Here is a 13,910-nt window from a genome sequence, read left to right as displayed (position 1 = left end):
CATCGAATGTTTCCGCATGGATCGTTAAGTACTGCTGAATGGTCTGGCCGCCTCGCGCAGGGCGGCGAGCACCCGGGCCACCGCCGGGCCCTCCTCCGCCCCCTGCCGGACCGCGGCCACCACATGGCGGCGGGGCCGGTCCGCTTCGAGGACGCGCATCACCACACCGTCCCGGCCCTGCCGCTCCGCCGACGCCATGCGCGGGATCAGCGCGATCCCCATGCCCGCCTCGACCATGGCGAGGATCGCGGTCCAGCCGGAGGCGCTGTGCGCCTGCTCCGGAACGAAGCCCGCGGCCTCGCACGCGGCGGTGGTGATCTCCGACCAGGGGCCCGAGCCGCCGAAGATCCACGGCTCGGCGGACAGGTCCGCCAGTCGCAGTCCGGGTGCGGCGGAGAGCCGGTGGCCGGCCGGCAGGGCCACGTCCAGCGGGTCGGCGAGCAGCGGCCGCAGGGCGAACCGGGGGTCATGGGCGGTCGGGGCGTGGGCGGCCAGGGAGAGGGCCAGGTCCACCTCGCCGGCGAGGAGGAGTTCGTACGCCTGCGCCGCCTCGGCCTCCCGGACCCGCACATCCGGCTCCGGACGGTCCTCGTCACGCAGCGACTGCACGGCCGGCACGACCAGGGCGGGCACGGCGGTGGCGAACGCCGCGATCCTCACCTCGCCCGCCTCGCCGTGCAGATAGCCGGTCAGTTCGGCGTCGGCGCGCTCCAGTTGAGCGAAGACCGCCTCGGCGTGGCGCAGCACCAGATGGGCCGCGTCGGTCAGACGGACGCGCCGGCCCTGCGCCTCCAGCAGCGGTACGCCGAGCTGTCTGGAGAGGTTGGAGAGCTGCTGGGAGACGGCCGACGGGGTCATCAGCAGCGCCTCGGCGGCGGCGGTGACGGTGCCGCGGTCGCGCAGGGTCCGCAGGATGCGGAGCTTCTTGACGTCCCACTCGGTCATGGCCGGAACCTACCCGGACATGCGAGTGCGCCGCGCGGTACCTCGGTACCGGCGGCGCACCCTGAAGGCTTTAGACCTGCTTCTTGGACTTGTCGAGGACCATGACCAGGCCCGCGATGACCGCGAACAGGACGATGGGGGCCACGACGTACAGCCCGACCGTGTCGATCACGCTCAGGCCTGAACCCGGGTCGTCGCCGTCGTCGCGGGTGAGCGCGAGCGCGGGGGACGACATCAGCAGCATCATCAGCGTCGTTCCGGCAGCGACGGCGCCGGCGCGCATAGCGTTCTTCTTGTCCACGGTGCAAACGTAGCGAACGCCTAGGAGCGCCGCTCGCCCGGGGGTGCCGTACGGGTCCCCGGCGGCTCCTGGGCGGGCCTGAGGACTTCCATCAGCCGGTGCAGCCGGGGTGAGGCGGCGAGTTCCTCCAGGGTGACCGGACGGCCCTCGGCGTCGGCGATGGGCAGCCGCCAGTTGGGGTACTGGTCCCAGGTGCCCGGCAGGTTCTGCGGGCGGCGGTCGCCGATCGTGTCCGGGAGCCAGACCCCGGCCATGCGGGCGGGGGTGCGCAGCAGGAAGCGGTGGACGGCGCGGACGGCGGCCTCCTCGTCGTCGCCGCCCTCGGGGAGCAGGCCGAGGCGGGAGAGCAGGCCGAGCCACTCCGCGGTGTCGGCGCCGTCCTCGGTGCGCTCCTCGGCCAGCGGGCGGGTGAGCAGGCCGAGGCGGTGGCGCAGCGTCACATGGTCGCCGGTCAGCCGGGCGGCGGTGGACGGCAGGTCGTGGGTGGTGGCGGTGGCGAGGCAGTCCTCACGCCACTGTTCGGGGGCGAGCGGGCGGCCGGTGCCCGACCAGTCACGCTCGAACCAGAGCACGGAGGTGCCGAGGACGCCGCGGCGGGCGAGCGCCTCGCGGACGCCCGGCTCCACGGTGCCGAGGTCCTCCCCTATGACGACGGCGCCGGCGCGGTGGGCCTCCAGGACGAGGACGGCGAGCATCGCCTCCGCGTCGTGACTGACGTAGGTGCCCTCGGTGGGCGGGTGCCCCTCGGGCACCCACCAGAGCCGGAACAGGCCCATGACGTGGTCGATGCGCAGGGCCCCGGCGTGGGCGAGGAGCCCGCGCAGCAGTCCCCGGTACGGGGCGTAGCCGGACGCGGCGAGCGCGTCGGGTCTCCAGGGCGGCAACCCCCAGTCCTGGCCGCGGGCGTTGAAGGCGTCCGGGGGCGCGCCGACGGACATGCCGTGCGCGAAGGCGTCCTGCTGGGCCCAGGTGTCGGCCCCGCCGGGGTGCACGCCCACGGCCAGGTCGTGGACGATCCCGACGGCCATCCCGGCGTCCTTCGCGGCGCGCTGGGCGGCGGCGAGCTGGGTGTCGGTCAGCCAGGCGAGCCGGCAGTGGAAGTCGACCCGGTCCAGCAGTTCGGCGCGGGCGCGGGCGGTCTCCTTGGAGCGGGGGTCGCGCAGACCGGCCGGCCAGGTGTGCCAGTCGGAGCCGTGCACCTCGGCGAGGGCACACCACAGGGCGTGGTCCTCCAGGGCCTGTCCCTGCTCGGCGAGGAAATCGCAGTAGGCGGCGCGGCGTCCGGGCGTAAGGGGTACGCCGACGAGGAGGCCGAGGGCCTGCCGTTTGAGCGCCCAGACGGCGTCCCGGTCGATCAGGGCGCCCTTGTTCAGCACGGCGTCACTGAGCTCCGCGGCCCGGTGGCGCAGCTCGTCGAGGGCGGCCGGGTCGGGCGCGTGCCCGTACTCCGGGACGGACTCGATGTGCAGGTGCACGGGGTCGGGGAAGCGCCGCGAGGACGGGCGGTAGGGGGAGGGGTCGGTGGGGGTGCCGAGGACCGCGGCGTGCAGCGGGTTGATCTGGACGAAACCGGCTCCCAGCGAGCGCCCGGACCAGGAGGCGAGGTCGGCGAGGTCGCCGAGGTCGCCCATGCCCCAGGAGCGGGCGGAGAGCAGGGAGTAGAGCTGGACGAGGAAGCCGTGGGTACGCACGGGCGGCTGCGGCACGCGGGCGGGGGCGACCACGAGCGTGCAGGTCGCGGCAGGGCCGCCCGGTGTCCGGACGGTCAGCCGGTGCACACCCAGCGGCGGCTCGGTCCACCAGCCGGGCGTGGCGGGGGCGTGCGGCGCGGGGGCGGCCCCGCCGTGCCTTCCGGCGCCCTCCTGCCCGGGAACGGCGCCCCCGCCGTCCCTTCCGCCGCCCTCCTGCCCGGGAACGGCACCCCCGCCGTCCCTTCCGCCGCCCTCCTGCCCGGGAACGGCGCCCCCGCCGTCCCTTCCGCCGCCCTCCTGCCCGGGAACGGCACCCCCCGGCCCGGAAACGGCCGGAACCGTACCCCCGGGAGGGACGCGCATCGGGGGCGGCGGGGCCGCCGCGGGCTCCTCCGGGCGGACCGTCAGCTCCGTGCCGGGCGGCAGCGCGGTCAGGGCCGGGGGCAGCGGTTCTCCGGTCCACACCACCACCGTGGCCGGGAGCAGCCGGGAGCCGGCCGCGGACTCGGCGGCAGCGAGCGCCTCCCGTACCGCTTCCGGCGTGGCGGCGTCGACACCGAGCGCGGCGAGCACCGCGACGACCGTGCCCTCGGGGACGGGCACCGTGACGCCGGCGGACGGGGAGAAGGAGGTGGCGACGCCGTGCAGTGCGGCGAGCCGGGTCAAACCCATTCAGACTCCTGGGGACTCCATGCCCCGAGCGCTGCCGGAAACAGCCGGCTCGCTGGTCAGCGGGGCGAGGACGGCGAGCGGGGGTTCGCTGGTCAGAGGTGTGGCGTCGGCGAGCGGGGGCTCGCTGGTCAGGGGTATGGCGTCGGCCAGCGGGCCCTCGCTCGTGAGCGGGCCCGGCGTGCTGAGGGTGGCCGGGGGCGCGCTGATGAACGAGGCAGGACCCGGCACCTGGTCCGGTACCTGTTTGGACAGGGCGGAGAGCAGAAGCTGCGCTGCGGCGGGCATGGTGGCCTCCTGGCCGTGGAGAACAGGACACAGCAGACCTACCCAGCGGACGCGGCCGCAGACGTAGGCGTTATCACAACGAGTTGAACGTGCCCGGGGTCACAATCCGTTCCCCGGAGGCCGATTATCCGTAAGACGTCCGCCGATTTCGGCCATGCGACGCCGTCTTTCGCGTGTGCCGACGATCTCGGCATACCCCTCACCACGACCGCCATTTCGGGCATTTACCCCACCGCGACCCTGCGCATTGACACCCTCGCGCGCGGGTGGTGGGCTCGGAGCCCACTGACGGGAGTGAGGGAGACAGGTATGCAGCTCAGGCGCAGGAAGCACGCGACGGCCGTCGCCGTGGCCGTGCTCGGCGGCCTGCTCTCCGCGGGGGCCCCGGCCGCCTTCGCCGCCCCTTCAGCCCCTGGCACCCCTGCCGTCACCACAGCGGACCGCAACGACGACGCCGCGCCCCCCGCCGTGTGGCCGCGGCCGCAGAGCATCAAGGTGTCCGGGTCCTCGGTCCCGCTCTCCGGCGAGGTGACGCTCGTCGCCGACGACGGGGCCGACCCCTACGCGGTCGAGGCGCTCCGCCAGGTGCTGCGCGACGCGGGCGTACGAACCGTCCACGAGGCGCTGCCCGGCGGTGGCCCCGTCATCCGGTTCGGCGGGGACGGGGCCGTGGACGCGCTCCGCACGCTGCGTGCGCCCGACCGCGCCGATCTCCCGTCCGGCGGTTACCGGATCGCGGTCGGCCCGGTCGCGGGCCGGGACACCGTCGCGGTGGACGGAGTCGGCGAGGACGGCCTGTTCCACGCGGCGCAGACGCTGCGTCAGCTGACCGGGGGCGGCCGGATCGCCGGCGTCACCGTCCGGGACTGGCCGGCCGGAGCCGTACGCGGGATGACCGAGGGCTTCTACGGCCGGCCCTGGTCCCAGGAGGAACGGCTCGCGCAGCTCGGCTTCATGGGGCGCACCAAGCAGAACCGCTACCTCTACGCGCCCGGTGACGACCCGTACCGGCAGGCCCGCTGGCGCGAGCCGTACCCCGCCGAGCGGCGTGCCGAATTCCGCGCGCTGGCCGAACGCGCCGCCGCCGAGCATGTGACGCTCGGCTGGGCGGTGGCTCCGGGTCAGTCCATGTGCCTGTCGTCGGACCGCGATGTGAAGGCGCTGACGAAGAAGATCGACGCGATGTGGGCACTGGGGATCCGGGTCTTCCAGGTGCAGTTCCAGGACGTCAGCTACAGCGAGTGGCACTGCTCGGCGGACACCGACACCTTCGGCAGCGGCCCCCGGGCCGCGGCCCGGGCGCAGGCCCGGGTCGTGAGTGCGCTCGCGCGGCATCTCGCGGAGCGCCATCCGGGCTCGGAGCCGCTGTCCATGATGCCGACGGAGTTCTACCAGGACGGGGCGACGGACTACCGCACCGCCCTCGCGAAGGAGCTCGACGAGCGGGTGCAGGTCGCCTGGACCGGCGTCGGGGTCGTACCGAGGACCATCACCGGCGGCGAACTGGCCGGCGCCCGCTCCACGTTCCGCCATCCGCTGGTCACGATGGACAACTACCCGGTCAACGACTACGCGCAGGACCGGATCTTCCTGGCCCCCTACACCGGCCGGGACCCGGCGGTCGCCAGTGGTTCGGCGGCGCTGCTGGCCAACGCGATGGAGCAGCCCTCCGCCTCCCGGATCCCACTGTTCACCGCCGCCGACTTCGCCTGGAACCCGAAGGGGTACCAGCCGCAGGAGTCCTGGCAGGCGGCCCTGGACGATCTCGCGGGCGGCGACGCGCGCAGCCGGGACGCGCTGCGCGCGCTGGCGGGCAACAGCGCGGGCTCCGTGCTCGGCGGTGACGAATCGGCGTATCTGCGCCCACTGTTCGCCGCCTTCTGGAAGTCCCGTACGGCCGGTGGCGCGTCGGCCCGTGACGAGGCGGCGCGCCGGCTGCGGGCCGCGTTCACGGTGATGCGCGAGACGCCGCAGCGGCTGGCCTCACTGGCCGACGGGCGGCTCGACGACGAAGTGCGGCCGTGGAGCGAGCAGTTGGCCCGCTACGGCCGGGCGGGCGAGCTGGCCGTCGATCTGCTCCAGGCCCAGGCGCACGACGACGGGGCGGCTGCCTGGGAGGCCTCACTGGCTCTGGAACCGGCGCTGAAGGCCGTGAGGACGGGCGGCGCGACGGTCGGCAAGGGGGTGCTCGGCCCGTTCCTCGACCGGGTGAGCAAGGAGTCCGCCGCCTGGACGGGGACGGACCGCGACAACGGCACGGTGACCGAGGCTCCGGGCAGCTACACCGTGAGGTTCGACCGGGTGCGGCCGTTGGAGACCGTCACCGCGATGACGGTGCCCGGCGACGAAGCGGCGGTATCGGGCGCGAGTGTCCAGGCCCATGTGCCCGGTGAGGGCTGGCGGGGCCTCGGCACCCTGTCGGCGCGGGGCTGGACCCAGTCGCCGGGCCAGGGCGTGCGCGCGGACGCCGTCCGGATCAGCTGGCCGACCGCCACCCCGGCGCTCACCGGCGCACCGCCCCTGATCATCCCCCCGCTCGCGGGCACCGCCCCCTCCAACGGAACGGCCCCCCGGGTGCGCTCGCTGGTGCCGTGGTTCGGCGACGAGCCCGCCGCTCGGCTCGCCCTCGCACGCGGCGAGACGGACGCCGAGATCGGCGGCGGACCGCTGAAGATCGGGGCGCAGCTCTCCGCGCGCCGCCCAGCCGAGGTGCGCGGCGCGCTCACCGCGAAGGCGCCCAAGGGCATCAAGGTGCGGGTGCCGAAGCAGACGACCGTGCCGCGCGGCTCCCGTACGGAGGTGCCCGTGGAGATCACCGTCCCGGCGGGCACTCCGGCGGGTGAGTACCAGGTGCCGTTCTCCTTCGGCACCGAGGAGACGACCCTGACCGTCCGGGCCTTCCCCCGCACGGCGGGCCCGGATCTGCTGCGTACGGCCACCGCCACCTCGTCCGGCGACGAGACCCCGGACTTCCCGGCGGCCGCCGCCTCGGACGGCGACCCGGAGACCCGCTGGTCCTCGCCTGCCGAGGACGGCGCCTGGTGGCAGGCCGAACTGCCCGCCCCGGTCCGGGTCGGCCAGGTGGTGCTGGACTGGCAGGACGCGTACGCCTCCCGTTATCGCGTACAGGTCTCCGCGGACGGCAGCATCTGGCGCACGGCGGCCACCGTCCGCGACGGCGGGGGCGGGCGCGAGTCGGTCCGGATGGACGCGAAGGACACCCGTTTCATCCGGGTCCAGGGCGACGGGCGGGCGACCGAGTACGGCTACTCGCTCTGGTCGGTGCAGGCGTACGCCGTTCAGGAGTAGCCCGGCCCCGGCGAAGCCCGTACGGCAAACGCCCGGACCGTCAGGCCGAGATGCCGTCGATCCGGGCCATCGCGTCGTCCGCGCCGAACGGCTGCAGGTAGGGCAGCCAGCGCGGGTCGCGGTGGCCCGTGCCGATGATCCGCCAGGCGAGCCCGGTCGGCGGCGCGGGCTCCTGGTGCAGCCGCCAGCCGAGCTCGGGCAGATGGCGGTCGGCCTTGACGTGGTTGCAGCGGCGGCAGGCCGCCACCACGTTGTCCCAGGCGTGCTGCCCGCCGCGGCTGCGCGGAATGACGTGGTCGACGCTGGTCGCGGCGGCGCCGCAGTACATGCAGCGTCCGCCGTCCCGGGCGAAGAGCGCCCGGCGGGTCAGCGGGACCGGCCCCCGGTAGGGGACGCGCACGAACCGCTTCAGGCGGACGACGCTGGGGGCCGGGACGGCGCGCGTGGCACTGTGGACGTAGCCCCCGGACTCCTCGAGACAAATGGCCTTGTTCTCGAGGACGAGGACGAGCGCGCGGCGGAGCGGTACGACGCCGAGTGGCTCGTACGACGCGTTGAGAACCAGGACATGCGGCACGTGGACGCCTCCTTGTACGCCGGCGGCGCGTGGCTCGCGCCGGGACGATCCGGTCCCAGTCTCCCCTCCTGCCTGGTCGGAGCGCCACCACGTGCGGGTAACGGGCCGGAAGGATTTTGTGGCGGGACCCCACCGCCCGTGCGCCGGCACGCGTCGGAGCAGGCGCTTCGGGGGCCTGCCACCGCGATCGCGACCGGTGTGCGATCGGCCACAGACAGCCCCGCACACACCGCCGCGACCACCGGCATGCCTTACGTCTTCCGTATCCCCGGGTGAGACGCGTCTCTCCCCTCTCGCACGGCAACGGAGCATTCCGGATGCCCCGTTAGTGTGGTTGTTCAGCGTTCGCCCAACCGGAGGTATCGCCGTGTCCCTGTCCGCCCTGTTGGCCGCAGCACCGTCGCCCGAGCCAGGTGGCTCGCTGGACGAAGCCGCGAAGCAGGCCGGCAACGCCGCGAGCTGGGTCGAGCAGAACTGGTCCACCTGGCTGAACACCGGTCTGCGGATCGTGCTCATCGCCGCCATCGCGATCGCGTTGCGCATAGCCGTCCGCCGCACCCTGACCAAGCTCATCGAGCGGATGAACCGCAGCGCCCAGGCGGTGGAGGGCACCGCGCTCGGCGGCCTGCTGGTCAACGCGGAGCGGCGCCGGCAGCGCTCGGAGGCGATCGGTTCCGTACTCCGTTCGGTGGCCTCGTTCCTGATCCTCGGCACGGCCGCCCTGATGATCCTTGGCGCGTTCGAGATCAATCTGGCCCCCCTGCTGGCCTCCGCGGGGGTCGCCGGGGTGGCGCTCGGCTTCGGCGCGCGCAACCTGGTCACCGACTTCCTGTCCGGCGTCTTCATGATCCTGGAGGACCAGTACGGGGTGGGCGACACCATCGACGCGGGCGTCGCCTCCGGCGAGGTCATCGAGGTCGGCCTTCGGGTCACCAAGCTCCGCGGCGACAACGGCGAGATCTGGTACGTGCGCAACGGCGAGGTGAAGCGCATCGGCAACCTCAGCCAGGGCTGGTCCACCGCCGGCGTCGACGTGCAGGTACGCCCCACGGAGGACCTCGACCGGGTCCGTGCGGTGATCACCGAGGCCGCCCAGCTGATGGCCAAGGACGACCCGTGGACCGAGCGTCTGTGGGGCCCGGTGGAGATCCTGGGCCTGGACAGCGTGCTGCTGGACTCGATGACGGTCCGGGTGACCGCGAAGACGATGCCGGGCAAGGCCCTGGGCGTGGAGCGCGAGCTGCGCTGGCGCATCAAGCGCGCCTTCGACGAAGCGGGCATCCGCATGGTCGGCGGCATCCCGGCCCAGCCGGACGAGCCCTCGGCCGCCGACCCGACGGCCGCGATGGCCGCCCCCTCGGCATACGCCTCGGCCACCTCACCCCAGTCCCTGGCGACGACCCCGATCCCTCCGGCGACGCCGAACCTCACGAAGTAGCGCGCTCCCCTACGCCGAGGGGCACTCCGCAAGGTCTGCGGAGTGCCCCTCGGCCGTTGGCGCATCCGCCCGGCCCTGACTTTCCCCGGCGTCCGCCAGGTAACACTTTGGCCGCCACCGCCCGACAGCCCATTGACGCCCCGGTGGCGTGCGCCCTACCGTCCTCACATCGAACAGGAAACTTTCCTAACAGAGGGCAGGTGCAGTGACCATGGCCGGAACCACGCCCGGTACCCCCCGGGTTCTGCGCGCCATGAACGACCGTGCCGCCCTCGATCTGCTGCTGGAGCACGGCCCCCTGTCGCGGACCCGGATCGGGAAGCTGACGGGGCTCTCCAAGCCCACCGCCTCCCAGTTGCTGGCCCGGCTGGAGGCGGCCGGGCTGGTCGTCGCGACCGGGACCGCGGCCGGGCGGCCCGGGCCCAACGCCCAGCTGTACGCCGTCAACGCGTCGGCCGCCCATGTCGCGGGGCTCGATGTGAACGCCCACCGGATCGTCGCCGCCGTCGCCGATGTGACGGGCGGGACGGTCGGCGAGTTCGAGCTGCGGACCCCGGGGCGGCGCGCCGACAGCGTGGTCCGGCAGGTCGCGGAGGCGCTGGACGGGGCGGTGAAGGAGGCGGGGCTGACCCGCTCCGATGTGCACCGCGTCGTCATCGGCACTCCGGGCGCCTTCGACCCCGGCACGGGCCGGCTGCGGTACGCCTCGCACCTGCCCGGCTGGCACTCCCCCACTCTGCTGGACGAGCTGGCGGCCTTCCTGCCGATGCCGGTGGAGTACGAGAACGACGTGAACCTCGTCGCGGTGGCCGAGCAGCGGCTCGGCGCGGCGCGGGGGCACGACGACTTCGTGCTGCTGTGGAACGAGGAGGGCCTCGGCGCCGCTCTCGTCATCAACGGCCGGCTGCACCGCGGCTTCACCGGCGGCGCCGGTGAGGTCGGCTTCCTGCCGGTGCCCGGCGCCCCGCTCGTACGCCAGGTCACCAAGGCGAACGCGGGCGGCTTCCAGGAGCTGGCGGGCGCCCAGGTGCTCGCCAGGCTGGCCCGCGAGCTCGGCATCGACGACGAGGCGGTACGCGGCCTCGGCACCCATCACGAGATCGCGGCCGGGCTGGTGGGCCGGGCGGCCGCGGCGGTGGAGCGGGGCGAGGGCGGGCCGTACGGCCGGCTGCTCGATCTGTTCGCCACCGGTCTGGCGACCGGTCTCGCCTCCATGGTCGCCGTCCTGGACCCCGAAGTCGTCGTGCTGTCGGGTGAGCTGATCGCGCGCGGCGGGGAACCGCTGCGCGGCCGGGTGGCGGCCGAGCTCGCCGAACTGGCTGCCTCCCGGCCCCGGCTGATCAGCGGTGAGGTGACCCACCGGCCCGTCCTGCGCGGCGCGCTGGAAAGCGCGCTCGCCACCACCCGCGACGAAGTGTTCGACACCTCGCGCTGAGCTTTCGCCTCACATACGTACGCCCCCTTACCCGCCCCAACCCCTCATCGGGAGACATCACCATGTCCGGAAATCGCCGGAAGCCCGCCGTCGTGCTCACCGCGACCGCCGCGATCGCCCTCTTCGCCTCCGCCTGTACCGGGCAGAGCAGTGCCGGCGCCAGTGATGACGCGTCCAAGGAGACGACCATCAACTTCTGGCACGGCTGGAGTGCCCCGACCGAGGTGAAGGGGATCGAGGCCACGGTCGCCGCGTTCGAGAAGGCGCACCCCAACATCCATGTGAAGGTCGTCGGCAACATGACCGACGACAAGATCAACCAGGCGCTGCGGGCGGGTGGTTCCAAGGCGCCGGACGTCGTCTCGTCGTTCACCACGAACAACGTGGGCAAGTTCTGTTCGTCGAAGGCCTTCGTCGACCTCAACCCGTTCCTGAAGAAGGACGGGATCGACGCGGACGCGACGTTCCCGAAGGCGATGAACGAGTACACCCAGTTCGACGGGGTGCGCTGCACGGTGCCGCTGCTGGGTGACGCGTACGGGCTGTACTACAACCAGGACGCGTTCAAGGACGCCGGCATCGCCTCCCCGCCGAAGACCTGGTCCGAGTTCGCCGCCGACGCCAAGAAGCTGACGAAGACCGAGGGCGACTCGTACGAGCAGCTCGGCTTCATGCCGAACTACCACGGCTACGAGTCGACGACCGAGCACTACCTCGGTGGCTGGAACCCGACGTACTTCGACGCGGACGGCAAGTCGAACATCGCCAAGGACCCGGCGTTCGCCGCGATGCTCACTCAGCAGAAGAAGCTGGTCGACTCGCTGGGCGGCTACCAGAAGCTGGAGAAGTTCCGTACGGGCTTCGGTGACGAGTGGGGCGCGAAGCACCCGTTCCACACCGGCCAGGTGACCATGCAGCTGGACGGCGAGTGGCGGCTCGGCATGGCCGAGGACACCAAGCCGGAGTTCGAGATCGGTGTGGCCCCGATGCCCGTCGCCGACGACGAGGCGGACACGTACGGCAAGGGCTATCTGACCGGGACGATCGCGGGGATCGCCGCCACCTCGAAGAAGCAGAACGCGGCGTGGGAGCTGGTGAAGTTCATGACGACCGACACCGACGCGGTGGTGAACTTCGCGAACGCCATCCACAACGTGCCGTCGACGCTGGCCGCGCTGAAGTCCCCGAAGCTGAAGGTCGACCCCCGCTTCAAGACCTTCCTGGACATCGCGGCGAACCCCGAGTCCACCACCACCCCGCCCTCGGTGAACGGCGGCGCGTACCTGGTGTCCCTGCAGAACCTCGGTTTCGCCGTCGAGAAGGGCACCCAGAAGGACATCAAGGCGGGCCTGGAGAAGACCGCGAAGGAAATCGACGCGGCGATCGCCCAGGCGAAGTAGAGCCGACACGATGAGCACGTACACACTCCGCTCGAAGCGCCGCCGCGCGGCGCTCCGTACGGCGGCCTTCATGTCGCCGTGGCTGATCGGGTTCTGCGTCTTCTTCGCCTACCCGCTGATCTCCACGCTGTACTTCTCCTTCACCAGCTACGACGGTTTCACCGCCCCGGAGTTCAGCGGGCTGCAGAACTGGTCGTTCGTCTTCAACGACTACCCGCTCTTCTGGCCCGCCCTGCGCAACACCCTCTGGCTGGTCGTGGTCATGGTCAGTTGCCGGGTGGTGTTCGGACTCGGCGTCGGCCTGCTGATCACCAAGATCAAGACGGGGGCCGGGGTCTTCCGGACGCTGTTCTACCTGCCGTATCTGGCGCCTCCGGTCGCCGCCACGCTGGGCTTCGTCTTCCTGCTCAACCCGGGCACGGGACCGGTCAACTCGATCCTCGGCGACCTCGGCATGGGGACCCCCGGCTGGTTCACCGACGCCACCTGGTCCAAGCCGGCGCTGACCGCCCTCGCGGTGTGGGGGGTGGGCGACCTGATGGTGATCTTCATGGCGGCGCTCCTCGACGTCCCCAAGGAGCAGTACGAGGCGGCGGAGCTGGACGGGGCGTCCTCGTACCAGCGGTTCCGCTTCGTCACCCTGCCGAACATCTCGCCGATCATCATGTTCGCCGTGGTCACCGGCATCATCCAGACGATGCAGTACTACACCCAGCCGCTGGTGGCCGGGAAGGTCGCTTCGGGGGTCATGGGCGGCTCCGGGCAGCAGTTCGAACCGGGCTATCCCGACAAGTCGACACTGACGCTTCCGCAGCTGGTCTACAACCTCGGCTTCCAGCGCTTCGACTACGGCTCCGCCTGTGTGGTCGCGCTCGTTCTCTTCGTCCTCGCCATGGCGTTCACCGCACTGCTGATGCGGCGCCGCGGCGGGCTGATCCAGGCAGGTGAGTGACGTGGCGCAGGTTCTCGACACCCCCAAGTCCGCCGGTCCGGTGAGTGACCCCGTCACCCCGGCCGAACGCACCGCCCGCCGCAGGACGCTGCTGCACTGGATCGCCGTGCACGCGCTCGGCGTCGCGGCCGCGCTCTTCTTCGTGCTGCCGTTCGTCTTCCTCTTCCTCACCTCGCTGATGAGCGACCAGCAGGCGCTGACCCGTGACCTGTGGCCGCACCCCTTCGAGTGGAGCAACTACAAGGAGGTGTTCGCGACCGAGGGCTTTCTGACCTGGTGGAAGAACACCCTCCTGTACGCGGGTCTGGGCACCGTCCTCACGGTCGTGTCCTCGCTGCCCGTGGCGTACGCCCTCGCCAAGTTCCGCTTCCGCGGCCGGCATCTGTCGCTGATGCTCGTCATCTCGATGATGATGCTGCCGCCGCAGGTCGTCGTGATCCCGATGTACCTGTTCTGGGCCAAGCAGCTCGACATGTCCGGCACGCTGTGGCCGCTCATCATCCCGATGGCCTTCGGCGACGCGTTCTCCATCTTCCTGCTGCGGCAGTTCCTGCTGACCATTCCGAACGAGTACCTGGACGCGGCGAAGGTCGACGGCTGCGGCGAATTCCGCACCCTGCTGCGCGTCGTGATCCCGATGGCGAAGCCGGGCATCGCCGCCGTCGCCCTCTTCCAGTTCTTCTACGCCTGGAACGACTACTTCGGACCGCAGATCTACGCCTCCGAGAACCCGGCGGCCTGGACGCTGAGTTACGGACTGGAGTCCTTCAAGGGCGCACACCACACCGACTGGAACCTGACCATGGCCGCGACCGTTCTGGTCATGGCCCCTGTGATCGTCGTCTTCTTCTTCGCACAGAAGGCCTTTGTCGAGGGCGTCACACTGACCGGAGTAAAGGGCTGAT

General features: G+C 72.1%; 11 protein-coding genes. 6 read left to right on the top strand and 5 right to left on the bottom strand.

Annotation, left to right across the window (positions count from 1 at the left end; genetic code table 11):
• Positions 1–24: 24 nt before the first annotated feature.
• From ABTX18_RS05240 to ABTX18_RS05225, 4 genes are all read right to left on the bottom strand, one after another.
• Positions 25–945, bottom strand: a complete 921-nt coding sequence (locus ABTX18_RS05240; protein WP_352121385.1) for a LysR family transcriptional regulator — start codon at positions 943–945, stop codon at positions 25–27.
• Positions 946–1,015: 70 nt separating this feature from the next.
• Positions 1,016–1,246 (bottom strand): hypothetical protein, encoded by a 231-nt coding sequence (locus ABTX18_RS05235; protein ID WP_503061098.1) that lies wholly within the window; start codon positions 1,244–1,246, stop codon positions 1,016–1,018.
• 20 nt (positions 1,247–1,266) lie between these two features.
• Positions 1,267–3,609, bottom strand: a complete 2,343-nt coding sequence (gene malQ / locus ABTX18_RS05230) for a 4-alpha-glucanotransferase (RefSeq protein ID WP_352121384.1) — start codon at positions 3,607–3,609, stop codon at positions 1,267–1,269.
• Positions 3,610–3,894 carry a hypothetical protein gene (locus ABTX18_RS05225; protein ID WP_352121383.1) on the bottom strand — a complete coding sequence of 95 codons (285 nt, stop codon included), beginning with the start codon at positions 3,892–3,894 and terminating at the stop codon, positions 3,610–3,612.
• 309 nt (positions 3,895–4,203) lie between these two features.
• Here ABTX18_RS05225 and ABTX18_RS05220 point away from each other — a divergent pair, with 309 nt between their 5' ends.
• Positions 4,204–7,203 carry a beta-N-acetylglucosaminidase domain-containing protein gene (locus tag ABTX18_RS05220; protein ID WP_352121382.1) on the top strand — a complete coding sequence of 1,000 codons (3,000 nt, stop codon included), beginning with the start codon at positions 4,204–4,206 and terminating at the stop codon, positions 7,201–7,203.
• Positions 7,204–7,243: 40 nt separating this feature from the next.
• Here ABTX18_RS05220 and ABTX18_RS05215 read toward each other — a convergent pair whose 3' ends face one another.
• Positions 7,244–7,780 carry an HNH endonuclease gene (locus tag ABTX18_RS05215; RefSeq protein ID WP_352121381.1) on the bottom strand — a complete coding sequence of 179 codons (537 nt, stop codon included), beginning with the start codon at positions 7,778–7,780 and terminating at the stop codon, positions 7,244–7,246.
• Positions 7,781–8,147: 367 nt separating this feature from the next.
• Between ABTX18_RS05215 and ABTX18_RS05210 the strand changes: the two genes are divergently transcribed.
• The 5 genes from ABTX18_RS05210 (at position 8,148) to ABTX18_RS05190 (ending at position 13,909) form a co-directional block, all read left to right on the top strand.
• Positions 8,148–9,218: a mechanosensitive ion channel family protein gene (locus ABTX18_RS05210; protein ID WP_352121380.1), complete on the top strand. Its 1,071-nt coding sequence runs from the start codon at positions 8,148–8,150 to the stop codon at positions 9,216–9,218.
• A 211-nt stretch (positions 9,219–9,429) separates the two neighbouring features.
• Complete coding sequence (locus tag ABTX18_RS05205; RefSeq protein WP_352121379.1) at positions 9,430–10,653, top strand: ROK family transcriptional regulator; 1,224 nt, start codon at positions 9,430–9,432, stop codon at positions 10,651–10,653.
• Between the two features lie 62 nt (positions 10,654–10,715).
• Positions 10,716–12,053 (top strand): ABC transporter substrate-binding protein, encoded by a 1,338-nt coding sequence (locus ABTX18_RS05200; RefSeq protein WP_352121378.1) that lies wholly within the window; start codon positions 10,716–10,718, stop codon positions 12,051–12,053.
• 10 nt (positions 12,054–12,063) lie between these two features.
• On the top strand, positions 12,064–13,005 hold the full coding sequence (locus ABTX18_RS05195; RefSeq protein ID WP_352121377.1) for a carbohydrate ABC transporter permease: 942 nt from the start codon (positions 12,064–12,066) through the stop codon (positions 13,003–13,005).
• A gap of 1 nt (position 13,006) precedes the next feature.
• Positions 13,007–13,909, top strand: a complete 903-nt coding sequence (locus tag ABTX18_RS05190; RefSeq protein WP_352121376.1) for a carbohydrate ABC transporter permease — start codon at positions 13,007–13,009, stop codon at positions 13,907–13,909.
• The last annotated feature ends 1 nt before the right edge of the window (position 13,910 follow it).

It is taken from the genome of Streptomyces sp. NPDC096323 (assembly GCF_040302845.1).
Taxonomy (GTDB): Bacteria; Actinomycetota; Actinomycetes; order Streptomycetales; family Streptomycetaceae; genus Streptomyces.
The sequence above is the reverse complement of the archived record's forward strand: the minus strand, read 5'-3'. Positions and strand labels throughout refer to the sequence as shown.